Source organism: Pseudomonas sp. DTU_2021_1001937_2_SI_NGA_ILE_001, assembly GCF_032463525.1.
In the GTDB taxonomy this organism is placed as follows: domain Bacteria; phylum Pseudomonadota; class Gammaproteobacteria; order Pseudomonadales; family Pseudomonadaceae; genus Aquipseudomonas.
Map to the genome: position 1 here is coordinate 32,176 of NZ_CP135972.1, position 15,021 is coordinate 47,196.

10 protein-coding genes and 2 pseudogenes are annotated in these 15,021 nt (G+C 61.2%); 5 read left to right on the forward strand and 7 right to left on the reverse strand.

The genetic code is table 11. From position 1 onward, the window contains the following. Positions 1-129: 129 nt before the first annotated feature. From RRX38_RS24610 to RRX38_RS24625, 4 genes are all read right to left on the reverse strand, one after another. The gene (locus RRX38_RS24610; protein ID WP_315962796.1) at positions 130-1,449 is read right to left on the reverse strand and encodes a TolC family outer membrane protein; all 1,320 of its coding nucleotides are present in this window, start codon (positions 1,447-1,449) and stop codon (positions 130-132) included. 2 nt (positions 1,450-1,451) lie between these two features. Beyond that, positions 1,452-2,786 (reverse strand): HlyD family type I secretion periplasmic adaptor subunit, encoded by a 1,335-nt coding sequence (locus RRX38_RS24615; RefSeq protein ID WP_315962797.1) that lies wholly within the window; start codon positions 2,784-2,786, stop codon positions 1,452-1,454. Between the two features lie 7 nt (positions 2,787-2,793). Further along, positions 2,794-4,527 (reverse strand): type I secretion system permease/ATPase, encoded by a 1,734-nt coding sequence (locus RRX38_RS24620; protein WP_315962798.1) that lies wholly within the window; start codon positions 4,525-4,527, stop codon positions 2,794-2,796. A gap of 500 nt (positions 4,528-5,027) precedes the next feature. Continuing rightward, positions 5,028-5,780 (reverse strand): replication initiation protein, encoded by a 753-nt coding sequence (locus RRX38_RS24625; protein ID WP_315962799.1) that lies wholly within the window; start codon positions 5,778-5,780, stop codon positions 5,028-5,030. 1,352 nt (positions 5,781-7,132) lie between these two features. Between RRX38_RS24625 and RRX38_RS24630 the strand changes: the two genes are divergently transcribed. The 3 genes from RRX38_RS24630 to RRX38_RS24640 all read left to right on the forward strand — a co-directional run bounded on the left by RRX38_RS24630 (position 7,133) and on the right by RRX38_RS24640 (position 9,395). Beyond that, complete coding sequence (locus RRX38_RS24630) at positions 7,133-7,765, forward strand: ParA family protein (protein WP_315962800.1); 633 nt, start codon at positions 7,133-7,135, stop codon at positions 7,763-7,765. Then, a complete protein-coding gene (locus tag RRX38_RS24635; RefSeq protein ID WP_315962801.1) occupies positions 7,762-8,067 on the forward strand; it encodes a hypothetical protein in 306 nt (101 codons plus the stop codon). Before RRX38_RS24630 ends, RRX38_RS24635 begins: the two co-directional genes overlap by 4 nt. Before the next feature lie 302 nt (positions 8,068-8,369). Beyond that, positions 8,370-9,395: a DNA replication terminus site-binding protein gene (locus RRX38_RS24640; RefSeq protein WP_315962802.1), complete on the forward strand. Its 1,026-nt coding sequence runs from the start codon at positions 8,370-8,372 to the stop codon at positions 9,393-9,395. Here the strand turns inward: RRX38_RS24640 and RRX38_RS24645 are convergent. The 3 genes and pseudogenes from RRX38_RS24645 to RRX38_RS25190 all read right to left on the reverse strand — a co-directional run. Then, entirely contained in the window at positions 9,370-10,572 is a 1,203-nt protein-coding gene (locus RRX38_RS24645) for a tyrosine-type recombinase/integrase (protein ID WP_315962803.1), read from the reverse strand. The two genes, RRX38_RS24640 and RRX38_RS24645, sit on opposite strands and share 26 nt — an antisense overlap. Positions 10,573-10,803: 231 nt before the next feature. Beyond that, a complete protein-coding gene (locus RRX38_RS25185) occupies positions 10,804-11,655 on the reverse strand; it encodes a methyl-accepting chemotaxis protein (protein ID WP_410524936.1) in 852 nt (283 codons plus the stop codon). 54 nt (positions 11,656-11,709) lie between these two features. Beyond that, positions 11,710-12,687, reverse strand: a pseudogene (locus RRX38_RS25190) (cache domain-containing protein); the annotation flags it as partial. Between the two features lie 522 nt (positions 12,688-13,209). On the opposite strand from RRX38_RS25190, the pseudogene RRX38_RS25195 reads away from it, so the two are divergent. Together RRX38_RS25195 and RRX38_RS25200 are read left to right on the forward strand one after the other, a co-directional pair. Continuing rightward, a pseudogene (locus RRX38_RS25195) lies at positions 13,210-14,130 on the forward strand (methyl-accepting chemotaxis protein); the annotation flags it as partial. Further along, positions 14,122-14,985: a methyl-accepting chemotaxis protein gene (locus tag RRX38_RS25200; protein WP_410524937.1), complete on the forward strand. Its 864-nt coding sequence runs from the start codon at positions 14,122-14,124 to the stop codon at positions 14,983-14,985. The pseudogene RRX38_RS25195 and the gene RRX38_RS25200, both read left to right, overlap by 9 nt. Positions 14,986-15,021: the final 36 nt, after the last annotated feature.

Here is a 15,021-nt window from a genome sequence, read left to right on the forward strand (position 1 = left end):
TGTTGGAGAGAGCTTGTTCGCGAAAAGGTCTGGCTCGGTGTTGCGGCCCTTGGCGAGCAAGCTCGCGTCCATCTGATCGCTATAGATATCTAGCTATATAGCTAGATATCTATATAGCTTTTATCTGCATCAGAACAGCGCCTGGATCTTCTCCAGTTTGGCGCGGGTCATCTGGCCGGTGCGGGTGTGCAGGTTGACGTAGCTCTGCAGCATGGCCAGGCGGGTGTCGAGCAGGTCGCGTTTGGCCGAGTACAGGCGCTGCTGGGCGTCGAGGATTTCGACGGTGGAGCGCACGCCGGCCTGGTAGCCTTTCTCGGCCGATTGCAGGGCCACCTGGCTGGAACGCACCGAGGTGACCAGGGCCTTGATCTTCTCGCCGCCGGCAACCACGCCGAGGTAGTTGGCCTCGATGTCTTCGGTCAGTTGCTGCAGTTGCGTGTCGTAGCTGGAGCGTGCGCTTTCCAGGGCCGAGCGGGCCTTTTCCGAGGAGGCGCTGACGCCACCGCCCTGGTACAGCGGGATGTCGACCACCACGCCCAGGTAGTAGGTCGATTGGCGCTGCGAGAGGTCGTTGAGGTCGCTCTGATCGACCCGCGCCACGCGGCCACTGAGGGCCACGGTGGGGTAATGCCCGGACTTCTGCAGCTTGAGGTTGGCTTCGGCCACCTTGATGGTCGCGCGGCTGACGCCCAGTTCCGCGGCGGCCTGGTCGGCCTTGAACATCCAGTAGTCGAGGTCTTCTTCGGGGGCCAGCAAGGCGGTGAGGGGCGACTGTTCCTGCATCGGGCGGATGTCGCTGACCTCCACGCCGGCACGCCCGGCCAGTTTGCGCAGCGCCGCACGGCGGCGGGCCTGCAGCTCGATTTCCTGGGCGCTGATGGTGTCCAGGCGAGCCTGGGCTTCTTCCATGTCGGTGATGGTGCCTTCGCCGGCATCGAACAGGCGCCGCGACTGCTTGGCCAGGCCGCTGATCGAGGCCTTCTGCTGGGAGGTCAGCAGCAGTTCGTTTTCCACCTGGGCGACGTCGAAGTAGGCCTGCACCACGCGGTCGAACAAGCCCTGGCCGGCGCCCTCGTACTGCGCTTCACCCAGCCGCGCACGGGCCTTTGCCTGTTCGAAGGAGGCCCAGCGGCCCTTGTCGTACAGCGGCTGGCTGACGGTCAGGGCAACGCTGTCAGAGGCGTACTGGTCTTCACTGGCGTTGGGGGTGGAACGCTTGTTGAACTGTCCGCCATGGCCATAGCGCGAGTTGATGCCGACCTGCGGCAGCAGGCCGCTGCGGCCGATGGCTTCTTCCTGGCGCGAAGCCTGGTAGTCGTGTCCGGCCACCTGGTAAGCCGCGTCGTTGAGCCGCGAGGCATCGTAGAACGCCAGCAACGACAACGGCGGCTCTGCCGCCTGCAGGGAGCCGGCGCCGATCAGGCCGAGCAGGATGACCGCCATGCGCATGCTCATTCCTCCTTCAGGGCACCGGCCATACGCTCGGCGATCGGTTGCATCAGGTAGTTGGCCAGGGTCCGCTCACCGGTCTTGACCAGCACCTCGGCCTGCATGCCCGGCTTGATATCCAGGCCCAACTCGCGCAGGTGTTCGACTTCTTCGGGGCTGACGGCCACTTCCACGGCGAAATACGGGGTCTTGTTGGCTTCGTCGATCAACTGGTCCGCCGACACCGTGGCCACCTTGCCGGTGATCACCGGGGTGTGTACGCGTTGCAGCGAACCGAAACGCAAATCGACCACCAGCCCGGGCTTGAGCCGGTCGGCCATCATCGGCGGGAACTGCGCCTTGACCACCCAACTGGAGCCCAGCGGCACGATGTCCATCAGGCGCTGGCCCGCCGGGGCGATACCGCCGACCGTGTGCACCATCAGGCCCATCACCTGGCCCGACACCGGGGCCAGGATCGAAGCGCTCTTGACCTCGAATTCCAGGCCCTTGATCTGGTCGGCCAGGCTCGAACTCTGCGAAGCGACCTGGGTCAGCTGCGCCTCGGCTTCGCTGCGAAACTGCTGGCTCTGCTGCAAGGCCTTGAGCCGGCCTTCGTTGATGGCCTGGCGGGTACGGCCAATGTCGGCGATGGTCGAGGCCAACTGGGCGCTCAATTGTGCGGCGGTGCTTTCTGCCTCGAACAGGCGATTGCGCGGCAGGTAGCCTTCAGCCGCCAGTTCGCGCATGCCCTTGAGGCTCTGCTGCTGGAACTGCAACTGGGCGGTGTGGTTGCGCTTGATCTCTTCGTAACCGGCCAGTTGCTGGGTGAGCGAGTCGATCTCGTGCTGGTTGATCTGCAGGCGGCTGGCCAGCTCGGCGCGGCGGGTAACGAACAGCTGGCCCTGCAGGTCCATGGCGGCCTTGGCCCGCGGGTCGTCGGCCCGGGCCAGCAGTTCCGGCGACCACTGGATGCTTTTCTGGTCCAGGCGCTCGGCCATCAGCCGTTCTTCCACGGCTCGGGCGCTGAGCCACTGGCCGATGGCGACGTCCAGCTGCGACTTGGCCTGCACGGTGTTGAGCTGCACCAGCACCTGCCCCTGCTGCACCTGGTCGCCCTCGCGCACCAGGATGCGGTCGATGGTGCCGCCGCTGCGCGACTGCACGGTCTTGCGCTCGCCGGCCACCACCACGGTGCCGCTGCCCACCACGCCACGGTCCAGCGGCGCAAAACCGGCCCAGAGGAAAAAGCCGCCCAGGCCGAGAAGCAGGCACCAGATGCCGATACGGGCCATTTTCCGAGCTTCGGCTTCAGGCCTGCTCAGCGGGGTCGACAGGTCGTTCGAAGTGGCTTGCATGACGGCCTCAGGCGCTCGGATTGCTGGCTTCGGAAGGCGCGACGGCCGGTTTCTGCGCGGCCGGCGGGACCAGGGTCTTCATGACCTGGTCGCGGGGGCCGAACAGTTGCTGCACGCCATCCTTGAGGAACAGCAACTTGTCGACCACACCCAGCACGTTGGGCCGATGGGTCACCAGCACTACGGTGCTGCCTTCTTCCTTGAGCTTGCGTACGCCTTGCACCAGCGCGGCTTCGCCGGCTTCGTCGAGGTTGGAGTTGGGTTCGTCGAGCACGATCAGCGCCGGCTTGCCATACAGCGCGCGAGCCAGGCCGACACGCTGCTTCTGGCCACCGGACAGGCCCAGGCCGCCACTGCCCAGCAGGGTGTCGTAGCCCTTGGGGAAGTGCAGGATCATTTCGTGGATGCCGGCCAGTTGAGCCGCCTCGATGACCTTGGCCGAGTCCACTTCGCCGAAGCGTGCGATGTTCTGCGCGATGCTGCCGTCGAACAGTTCGATGTCCTGCGGCAGGTAGCCCAGGTGCGGGCCCAGGGCCTCACGCGACCATTGGCCGATTTCAGCGCCGTCCAGGCGCACCGAACCGTGGCCGGCCGGCCAGATGCCGACCATGGCGCGGATCAGCGACGACTTGCCCGAGGCGCTGGGGCCGATGATCGCCAGGACCTCGCCTTTTTCCAGCTTGAAGGTCGCGCCGTTGACGGCCGGACGCTGCAGGCCCGGTGGCGTGACCACCAGGCGCTCGATGCTCAAGGCGCCGCTGGGTGCCGGCAAGGGCATGCGCACAGGTTCTTCCGGAAATTCATTGAGCAGTTTGTTCAGGCGCTCATAGCTGCTCTGGGCGTTGCCCATCTGCTTCCAGGAGCCAATCAGCGCTTCGGCCGGCGCCATGGCGCGGCCCAGCAGCACGGACACGGCGATCATCACGCCGGCGGAGATCTGGTTCTCAATCACCAGGATGGCGCCCAGGCCCAGGGCCATGGATTGCCAGGTCATGCGCACGAAGCGCGACAGCGCGGCGATCTGCGAGCTGCGGTCGCTGGCCTCGCCCTGCTCGGTGATGACCCCTTGCTGAACCTTGAACCAGCGCTTGCGCAGCGGACTGAGCATGCCCATGGCCTGGATGACTTCGGCGTTCTGCAGGGTGCCGTTCACATAACTGGACGAAGCCACCGACAAGCGGTTGGCTTCGCTCATGCTCTTGCGCGTGGCCAGCTCGTTCCAGATCGCCAGGCCGGCGAGGATCAACGAACCGACCACGGTGAACACACCCAGCCAGGGGTGGAACAGGAAAGTGGCGATCAGGTAGATCGGCAGCCAGGGCGCATCGAACAGTGCCACCAGCCCCGGGCCGGTGACGAACTGGCGGATGCTGTTCAGGTCGCTCAGGACCTGGGCAGGGTTGGCACTGTGTTCCTTGAGGCTGCGCTGGAATGCGGCATTGAAGACCCGCTCGCCCAGATGGGTGTCGAGGCCTGCGCTCATCTTGATCATCACCTGCCCGCGCACCCACTCCAGGGCGCAACTGAGCGCGAAGAAGATCAGCAAGATCAGGCTGAGCATCAGCAGCGTGGTTTCGTTGCGACTGGTCAGGACCCGATCGAAGACCTGCATCATATAAACGGAAGGCACGAGCATCAGCAGGTTGATGACCCCACTGAACAACGCCAGTACCCCGAACAGACGACGATAGCGCAGCAGGGCTGCATCGATATCTCGCTTGGGATCAAGAAAAAGTCGCATGGCATCCAGGGAAAGAGTGGCGAGAGGTAAAGGACAGTGACGCTGTGTCCAGGGAATGAAAGCAGCCGAAAAGCGGCGGCGATGCTAGCACTCTGCCTGTTGCTAATGAACAGCACGAACTCCCGTCCACACGCCTATTTCATCGGCTTACCCAGCCTGTTCTTGAACCTGTTTTCATGAAGGATCCAGCCATGTCGAGTCGCGGCCTGCCCTGTATCGACTACAAATTCCGGCTATCGCAGAAGCTAGCTAAATATATAGCTATCTAGCTAGCAAGCTAATAGGGCAATTTTTCCCGGAGAATCCACTCAGGCCCCGTAAATCAGGGGCTCCAGGCGAACGGGTAGAAAGACCGCTGCAGGGTCATGGGCAGGTATGAAAGGCATCTGGAAGGCGCGGGCCTGGTTATCGGACAGGCTCGACGGAATCTAATGACTACAAATTCCGGCTATGGGTGACCGAATAAAAGATAGCTATATAGCTATCTATATAGATTGTTATCACTCGTCCTTGAGGATTTCCAAAGGATTCTCGGGCAGTGGCTCCAGGCTGTCGCCCAGCGACAGACGCATCTGCGCCGCCTCGTGGAAGCGGAAGATCAGGCTTTTCACGGTCTTGCCTTCGGTGACGGTCTCATAGGTGATGGAGATGCCCGACTTGGCCATGATCTCGTTGATCGACGGCGTGATGACCCGCTGCCGCAGGTTGTTGAAGCGTTTGTAGCTGTCGCCCAGGTCCAGCAGGATACGCAGCTTCTCGACCTCGATGACCAGCACGCCGGTGCTCTTGAACTGCATCAGCAGTTCGAACAGCCGGAAGCTGTGCATGGAGTTGAGATTGGCCACCCGGCGCAAGTCGTAGGAGGTGAGCTTGCTGTTGAGCATCGACAGGTAGGGGATCACATCCACGGTGAAGTTGAGCGTCACCCGACCCTCACCCTCGGCGTAGGCCGCCTTGTACACCCAGCGGATACGCGTGCGGTTCTTGCCGTCGAAGGTCTGGATGTCGCGCTCGTAGAGGGAGTCGGCGGCTTCCTTGAGGTTGGTGTAGGCGAAACGGATGGGCACACCATAAATCTCCGCGAAACTCGCCGCCGTGACGGTGATCTTCGAAGGCATGGGCTTGCGCGGGTCGACCTGGGCGATGGCTGCCAGCAGCAGGCGCTGCTCCTGCAGGTTCAGCCGGTAGGAGGCGCTGATGAGGTCGTTGGCCTTGGTGATCAGCAGGGACGAAGGTTCTTTGGCGGCGGTCATCGACTATTCCTGACGCAGTAATGAGTCGATAGTAACAAGCTTGAACGACGATTATCGCCCCCGTTTTCGCAAGAAGATGCTTCGTATGGCTTCATACCGAAACAGATAGCTGAAATTTGTAGTCGATACGCGTAGGGGACATACCCGGAATTTGTAGTCGATAGCGATCAAAGGAATAGCCAGAATTTGTAGTCGATAGGCGACCTAGCTGTACGACCCCGCGTAAGCACTGATAACTCGGATAGCCGGAATTTGTAGTCGATAGACCAATGGCGCATAGCCAGAATTTGTAGTCGTTGGAAAAGAAAAAGCGGGAGGAGAGTTCAGGCGCAGCGAGTAGCACTTGGCCATAGCCGGAATTTGTAGTCGTATCGGGTCTGTATGCCTGCTGTAGGACGCGCCTGTAGGACAGAATGAGGGTGGCTAAACGCCTTACGCTATGCGGCTTTGCGCCATAGCCGGAATTTGTAATCGATAGAACGCGGCTCTATAGCCAGAATTTGTAGTCGATGGAGCGGGGTCGTGGGACCGGGGTGGGGAGGGCACGCAAAGGGGTGTTCAGCAGGCCTGTCGCGCCTGTGGATAACAGCTGAAATCTGTAGTCGTCATAGCTGGAATTTGTAGTCGATACAGCTGGAATTTGTAGTCGTCATAGCTGAAATTTGTAGTCGTATAGCCGGAATCTGTAGTCGATACCCCGCTGCAGGCCACGTAAATCAAGGGCTCCAGAGGTGCTAAAAACAAGCTTTAAAAACAAGCTTTTAAAAACAAGAAAAAACGCTTTTAAAAACCGCGCGTAAGTACGCGCAAGAAGCTCATTTTTTTTGTTTTTTGCAAAGCTAAAGGCAAAAGCAAAGGCGAATGCCCGTGAGAGGCCCTGAGGGCCCGCACAAGCTCCAAAAACCAACTCAAGCAAGCTGGTGCGCGGAGAAATGCTTTTTCGCGCTCAAAATCGATCACAGGGCCTTACAGGACGATTTGCCAGCGAAGCAAATTCAAATTTCCGCTTGTCTGGCAAACGCCCAGGGAAATCGATCTGCCGGACCAGGTCATCAGGGGCAAAGCCGCCGTGTAGGCAGGGCATGCTCGATCATCGCTATCTGCTGGTGACGTAGTCCCCGGACTTTCTCTGACGGCAAACTATGCAAATCCGCATCGGCCATAGAGCTATCGACTACAAAATCCAGGTATTTATCCTACATGCCATGCTGATTTGGCCTGCTGACCGAGTATGGCACAGGGCTACGGCGAATGGCCATGAAAAATAGCTAGCTATATAGATAGATAGCTATAATGCCAATCCCTGTGACCTGCCTATATATAAGGCAGGCGCGTTCCACAAGGAGAGCACAGTGACCATTTTTGCATGCGTCAACACCAAAGGCGGTGTTGGTAAGACCACGACAGCAGTCCACCTGGCCACCATGCTGGCAACCCGCGGCAAAACGCTGTTGATCGATGGTGACCCCCAGGCCAGCGCTGCCAGCTGGGCTGCCTGGCGTCGCGACAACCCGGAATACAGCCCAAGCCCAACGACCGTGTGCCTGCAGGGCAAGGCCATCAACTCTGAAGGCCGACAGTTGGCCAGCTCCTATGAACATGTGGTGGTCGATGCCGGTGGCCGTGACTCCGTCGGCCTGCGTTCTGCGTTGCTGTTGGCTGAAGTGGTGATCGTTCCGGTAGGTGCCAGTTCGTTCGATGCTGCCGCCATGACCGATCTGCTGACCGTCGTCGACCTGGCCCGCGACTACAACCCTGCTCTGGACGTGAAGATGCTGCTGTCACGGGTCGACACCCGTACCAAGGACACCGGCGAAATGCTCACCTTCCTGGAAGAACAGTCCTTCAGCGTGTTCAAGACCAAGATCTGCGAGCGTGTGGCTTTTCGCCGTTGCATCAGTGAAGGCGCCATCGTGCATGAACTCAAGCGCGATCATGCGGCCATCCAGGAGATGAACGCCTTCTTCGCCGAGGTGCTGCCGTGATCAAATCCAAGCCCGACATAAAGAGCTTCAAGAAGGACCCCAACGAATTCCTCGAAGGGGGAGAGGCAGACAAGGCACTGAGCAAACCGGCTGCCCACGAACCCGCCCGTAGCAAGGCAGCCGAAGCGCCGGTCGAAGCACTCAAGCCTGAGCCCACCGTGCAGAAACTCTTTCGTCTGCGTTGGGACATTGCCAACGCCTTGAAGATCGGCGCGGCCCAGGAATCTGCGAAAACCGGCAAGCGCGTCACCGAGACGGACATTGTTCAGCAGTTGCTGAAGCAGCATTACAACCTCGACTGAGGCTCTGTATTTGCAGCTATATAGATATGTATATAGCTAGCTATCAGGCCGAGATTTAAAATGCCTGACCATCTATTCCAAGCCTGGAATCGGCAAGGCTTGGAATAGAAGTCCTGGCTGTGATAGCTAGCATTATAGCTATCACAGCAAACAGGGATTAATACCACCCCTACAGCTTATAACTAAGCTGCTGTTAACCTCTTGTGCGCGTGCTCGCTCCATGCGTAGAGCGGATAAGGGAGGAAAGAGGTGATCTCAAATGATCTGCTATATTAGGGGTGGTATTAAAAAGAGGCTTCGCCATGATCCATGAGATCGTCCATGTCCATGAGCGCCTTCAGCAAAAGCTGGGCGCTTTCTCTCGTCTCTGGCCGTCGCTGGTGGTCACCGGTAGCGTCTGGCGACTGCCCTTGTTGGCCGAACAGAAAGCCCCCGACCGTATCGATGTCGAGCGCCTTGAGGGCGCAGCGGCCATTGAAGCCACCCGTCAGGCCATGGCTGCTTTCGAGCGTTTGCCCGGTCAGGCCCCCGGTACGGTCATGCGTTTGCCGGGCTATTTCGCCCTGCGCGACAGCGTGCTGCCCCAGGTTCGTGAGATCAACGAACTCAAGGACGAGCTGATGGCCATGATCGAGAAGACCCGCATCGAGCTTAATCTGGCCACCACTGCGCGGTCGAAGATCCTGCGCCAGGCGTTGGGGCATCAATTCAGCATGAAGCAGTTGGCCCGCCATACTCAGGTGTTCGACAGCACGCCACGCTTGATCGTCTTTACCTGGGCCGGGCACACCACCGGCGGTGAGCGCATCGAGGTCGGCAAGGTGCGTGAGCTGCTGACCAAGACGGCCGAGCAGCAGTCCGAACGCGACAATGTTGCGCCAGGCGAAACCCTGGCGGGTGCCGAGCTGCGACGTATCGTCAACCTGGCCGACCAGGCCACCCTCATCAAGTACAAGAAAGTGGCACCGCACCCGCGGGCCATGCTGTATTTCTCGGCCAGCTCACGCTACGACGCGATGATCCACAGCAATCTGCCGCTGTTCGTGCTCGCCGGCCAGGAGCCGATCGAGGTACATGAGCTGCGCGACTTCGATCGGCATGCGCGTCAGGCCGAGCGGCCTGACAAGAAGCCGCGTATCGAAGTGATCCCACGCATGAACCTGTTCCTCAACCCCGACGACCTGGTGGGCATGCGCAAGGCCCAACCCACCGAAGGGCGCAGCACCCTGGTGGCGTCGACCTATTCGGAACGCCGCAGTACACCGGCCGCTGCGCCCAGCCAGGATGACGACCAGCTGGACCTCAATCTGCAAGATCCTCAGGACTGAATGGCAGTCTGGCGCCGTCCTCGATGAATGTGCTCCAGGCCTGCATCAACTGCCGGCGTTTTTCCAGCAGATCGCCGCGGTGGTAGGCCGCTTCGACTTTGTCGCCCAGGCTGTGGGCCAGGGCCATTTCGCAGACATCCCTGGGAAAGTCGGTGCTTTCCGCCGCCCAGGTGCGGAAGGTCGAGCGAAAACCATGGGGCACGTAGGCGCTGGCCTGCAGTGAGGCCATCACACGCCGCAAGGCATTGCCGGGTAGCGCGCCGCTGCGCCTGGCATTGGGAAATACATGGGAAGGATGCTGGCCACGCTGTTGCTCCAGCACCTGCAGCGCGGCGTCGGTCAGCGGCACACGATGCGCCTTGCCGCCTTTCATCCGCGTGGCGTCGAGGGTCCATACGCGGCTGGCCAGGTCGAATTCGCTCCAGCGTGCCTCGCAGACTTCCGAACTGCGGCAGGCGGTATGGATAAGCAGTTCGCAGGCCCGGGCGGCGGTGCTGTCCAGGCTGTCGAGACGGCGCACGAAAGCCCCTAGCTGCTCGGCAGGCATGGCGGCAAAGGGGGCCTGGCTGCGGTTCTGGCGGGGCAGCAGTTTGTCCAGATGGCCGCGCCAGCGTGCCGGGTTCTCTCCACTGCGCAGTTGCCGCGCCTTGGCGGCGTCGAGCACCAGCTCGATGCGGTTGCGCAGGCGAAAGGCGGTTTCCGGAATCTGTCGCCAGATCGGCGCCAGCACCTGCAGCACTAGGTCGGTATCGACGGCCTCGACCGGTACATCGCCGAGCAGCGGATACACATGGTCACGCAGCGAGTGCGACCACAGCTGGGCGTGCCGCGGGTTCTTCCAGCTTGGCCGGTGGGTGGCGATATAGCGCTCGGCCTCTACACGGAAAGTCACCGGCCCGGCCTGCCTGGCCTCGCGACGTTCAGCCTCACGCTGGGCCAAGGGGTCAATGCCCTGGGACAGCCCGAGTCGCAGGGTGTCAGCGGCCAGGCGCGCGCTCTTCAGCGACACCGCCGGGTAAGCACCCAGGCCCAGGTCATGCCGGCGCTTGTCGACCTGGTAGCGAAGGATCCAGCTCTTGCCACCGCCGGCTCCCACACGCAGGAACAGGCCCCGGCCGTCCGCATAGCGGCCGGGTGCAACCACCGATTTGACGAAAGATTGGTTCAACTTGCTCATTTGCGGCTCGCAAGGGGCCAAGGCAGGAAAGGTGAAACTTTACAGCACAATGTACGCAGAGGCACCCTCTGCGTACATTTGCGGTTATGGCCAATAAATGCGGACGTTTATTTCAGTTAGGCGAAAGTGTTCCCACAGTTGGACCCACAGCGTGGCCACTTGAAGAAGCCAGCTTGCTCGCGAACGGCGCATGGCCTGTTCGCGAGCATGGGAGAAGCGACAGACAGCGGTTCAGATCTTGAAGCTGTCGACCAGTTGCTTCAGGCGGCCGGCCTGTTGCGACAGTGCGGCGCAATCCTTCAGCGTGTCATTGAGGTTGGCCACGCCCTGCTGGTTGAGGGTGTTGATCTGGTTGATATCGATGTTCAGGGTTTCCACCACGGCGGTCTGTTCTTCGGTGGCGGCGGCGACCGACTGGTTCATGGCATCGATTTCGCCGATGCGCCGCGTCACGTCGTGCAGGCGGCCGCCGGCCTGGTTGGCCACCTCGACGCTGCCTTGGCTGGAGGCCTGGCTTTCGTTCATGTTCAGCACCGCATCCTGCGAACCGGTCTGCAGTTCGCCGATCATCTTGTGGATCTCGTCGGCGGACTCCTGGGTACGGTGCGCCAGGTTACGCACCTCATCGGCTACCACGGCAAAGCCGCGGCCCGCCTCGCCAGCCCGTGCTGCCTCGATGGCAGCGTTGAGCGCCAGCAAGTTGGTCTGCTGGGAAATGCCCTTGATCACGTCGAGAATGTGGCCGATGTTGTCGGTACTGGCGTTGAGCTTCTCGATCTGCGTGCACGACCCGCTGATCTTCTGCGACAGCTCACTCATGGCCTTGATGGTCTTTTCCACCACCTGGCGACCTTCTTCGGCTTCGTGCCGTGCCTCGCTGGCCTGGTTCGAGGCATCGGAGGCGTTGCGGGCGATTTCCTGGGTGGCGGCACCCAGCTCGTTGATCGCCGCCGCCACGCTGTTGGTCCGCGCGCTTTGTTCATCGAAACCGATGATCGACGAGTTCGACGACTCCACCACACGCCGCGACAGATCATGCACTTGCTGGGTCGCCGATGACACCTCGGCGATCGAGGCATGCACGCGCTCGACGAAGCGGTTGAACGAGCTGCCCAGTTCGGCAAATTCGTCACGGCCCTGGATGCTCAGGCGCCGGGTCAGATCGCCTTCACCTTCGGCAATGTCCCGCATGGCACGGCCCATGTCGGTCAGCGGGCGCATCAGGGCACGGATCAGCAACGACAGCAGCAGGGCGATCACCGCCACGGCCACCAGCATGGCGATCAGCGCCGAGTTGCGGAACTGGCTCAGCGGTGCGTAGGCCTTGTCCCGGTCGATGGACAGACCGACGTACCAGTCGGCACCCGGCAGGCCGGGGATCGGCGTGAACGACAGCAGGCGTTCCTGGCCGTTGAGCGTCACTTCACGCAGGTGCTTGTCGAGCTGGATGTTCTGCCCAGGGTAGAGATCCTTGAGGTTCTTCATCACCTGGTCCTTGTCGGGGCTGACGATCATCTGCCCGTCGCCGCTGACCAGCACTGCATGGCCAATACCACCGAAGTCCACCGAGTTGATGATCTTCACCAGCGTGTCCAGGCTCAGGTCGCCACCGGCCACGCCAATGACCTGGCCCTTGCTGCGGATCGGACTGGCCACGGTGACCACCAGCCCACCCACCGAAGCCTGGTAAGGCGCGCTGATGACCGTCTTGCCGGCCGCGGCGGTCCCGGTATACCAGGGCCGCTTGCGCGGGTCGTAGCCGGCGGGCATTGCCACGTCAGGACGCTGGGTGAACACCCCATCGCTGTCACCCACATAGGTGAACTGGAAGGTGGAGGTCAGCGACGGCGCACCGACCATACCGCCCAGATCGGGGTTCTTGATGCCCAGGCGCTCGACATCCTGGGTCAGGTTGTCCAACACCAGAATGCGTCCGCCCAGCCAATTCTGCACGCTGCTGGCGGTCAGCTCGCCAGCCTGGCCCACCGAAGCCTCGAGGTTCTGACGAATCGTCGTGCGCTGCAGGTAGTCGTTATAGAGGGTGAACAATGCAAAGGCCAATACCACCACGCCGGCAGCGGCCAACAGGATCTTGTGACGAAACTTCAGATTCATCGGACATAACTCGAAAACATGGGTAGAAAAGAATAAGCACACTGATGCAGTGGATTTTCATTCTCGAGAACGTGAAAAACACCTGAAGTTTTCATTGAACGTTCGAATAAAAGCAGCGGCAGTTTCTGGCAGTGTATTCATCATGGGCTGGCCCGGCTGTGTATTTTTTTTGAGAGGGTCCGGCTGCCTTTATAGCCGCGTCCTAGAGCGATTGAAAGCGTCGTGACCGGTAAGTCGCCTTTTTTACACTTTTCGACGACTGGTACTTACAGCTCTGCGTTTTCCGGCCGATAGCGTGCTGAATAAATGTCTTTCGTGGTCCACAACAATAATCTTCCCAATGGCCATTCCCCCTATTAAAAATCAGACTTTCCCGGAGAACGTCGAATGAATAGCTGGTTTGCCAATATCAGCGTCAATATGAAACTGGCCCTTGGATTCGGGCTGGTGCTTGTCTTTACTGCCATTCTGGCTCTGGTCGGCTGGACCGGTGTCAACGGTCTTATCCAGCGCAGCAACTGGATGAGCGATATCACCGCGCTGGGTCAGGAGTTGACCAAGCTGCGCGTGACCCGTCTGCAATACATGATCGCCAACGGTGACGAAAAGGTCGCCGACACCGTGCAGGCGTCCTTCGATGGCTTCAAGGGCAAGCTCGATGAGCTGATCGGCACCTTCAAGAGCCCCGACAACGTCCGGATGCTCAAACAGCTGAGCGACGTGAACGCTGCCTACCAGAAGTCCTTCAACGACATGCGTGGCGGTTATCGTGCTCTTAACGAGGCACGCACCAAGATGGCCGCCCAGGGCGGCAAGGCGACCGAGCTGGTCGAACAGACCCTGAACGAGGTCAAGGGCAACCCCGAACGCATGGAACAGTTCGAGGCGGTCAGCCAGATGCGTGTCGACCTGCTGAAGCTGCGCTTTGAAGTACGCGGCTATGCCAGTGCCCCCACGGATGATGGCGAGCAGAAATCCTTCAAGCAGCTCGATGAAACCAGCAAGACCCTCGCGCGCATGGATGCCGTGTTCTCGGGTTCTCTGGTTGACCGCGTGCAGCAGCTGGACAGCACCCTGGCCGGTTACCGCAGCGGCCTGACGGACTTCAAGAACGGCAACGCCCAGGTCGTGCAGGCACGCAAGGAAATGACCACCCAGGGCCAGGACATCGTCAAGATCAACGAGCAGCTCTACCAGCTGCAACTGGACCGCCGTGACGCCGAAGGCGCCCAGGCTCGCCAGCTGCAGATTGCCTTCACCCTGGCTGCCCTGCTGTTGGGCGTACTGGCCGCCGTGCTCATCACCCGGCAGATCAACCGCCCGATCCAGCAGACCCTGCAGGTGGTCGAGCGCATCGCCTCGGGCGACCTGACCCATCAGGATGTCATCACCCGCCGCGACGAGCTGGGCGTGCTGCAACAGGGCATCCAGCGCATGGGCAACACCCTGCGCGAGCTGATCACCGGCATTCGCGATGGCGTGACCCAGATCGCCAGCGCCGCCGAAGAGCTCTCGGCCGTCACCGAGCAGACCAGCGCCGGCGTCAACAACCAGAAGACCGAGACCGACCAGGTGGCCACCGCCATGCACGAAATGTCGGCCACCGTCCAGGAAGTCGCGCGCAACGCCGAACAGGCCTCGCAGGCCGCCTCCGCCGCTGACCGTGAAGCTCGCGACGGCGACCGGGTAGTGGGTGAAGCGATCGCGCAGATCGAGCGCCTGGCCACCGAGGTGGGGCGCTCCGCCGATGCCATGAACCAGCTGGAGCAGGAAAGCGACAAGATCGGCAAGGTCATGGACGTGATCAAGGCAGTGGCCGAACAGACCAACCTGCTGGCCCTCAACGCGGCCATCGAGGCGGCACGGGCCGGCGAAGCCGGGCGCGGTTTCGCCGTGGTGGCCGATGAGGTGCGTGGCCTGGCCCAACGTACCCAGCAGTCCACCGAAGAAATCGAAAGCCTGATCGCCGCCCTGCAGAACGGCACCCGCCAGGTCTCGACCATCATGCTCGGCAGCCGCGACCTGACCCTCAGCAGCGTGGAGCTCAGCCGCAAGGCCGGTCACTCGCTGGGCACCATCACCGAGACCGTGGCCGGCATCCAGGCGATGAACCAGCAGATCGCCGCCGCTGCCGAACAGCAGAGCGCCGTGGCCGAAGAAATCAGCCGCAGCGTGATCAACGTGCGCGACATCTCTGAGCAGACGGCCTCGGCCAGTGAAGAGACTGCGGCCTCCAGCGTCGAGCTGGCGCGTCTGGGCGGCCAACTGCAAACGATGGTCAGCCACTTCAAGGTGTAAGGGATCTATTGGGCAGGACGCCCTTCGGCCGCAAGC

Excerpts from the sequence above, each read along its gene's own strand:
- RRX38_RS24610 (WP_315962796.1), bottom strand. The coding sequence starts at position 1,449 with ATGCGCATGGCGGTCATCCTGCTCGGCCTGATCGGCGCCGGCTCCCTG.
- RRX38_RS24615 (WP_315962797.1), bottom strand. The coding sequence starts at position 2,786 with ATGCAAGCCACTTCGAACGACCTGTCGACCCCGCTGAGCAGGCCTGAA.
- RRX38_RS24620 (WP_315962798.1), bottom strand. The coding sequence starts at position 4,527 with ATGCGACTTTTTCTTGATCCCAAGCGAGATATCGATGCAGCCCTGCTG.
- RRX38_RS24625 (WP_315962799.1), bottom strand. The coding sequence starts at position 5,780 with ATGACCGCCGCCAAAGAACCTTCGTCCCTGCTGATCACCAAGGCCAAC.
- RRX38_RS24640 (WP_315962802.1), top strand. The coding sequence starts at position 8,370 with ATGATCCATGAGATCGTCCATGTCCATGAGCGCCTTCAGCAAAAGCTG.
- RRX38_RS24645 (WP_315962803.1), bottom strand. The coding sequence starts at position 10,572 with ATGAGCAAGTTGAACCAATCTTTCGTCAAATCGGTGGTTGCACCCGGC.
- RRX38_RS25200 (WP_410524937.1), top strand. The coding sequence starts at position 14,122 with ATGGGCAACACCCTGCGCGAGCTGATCACCGGCATTCGCGATGGCGTG.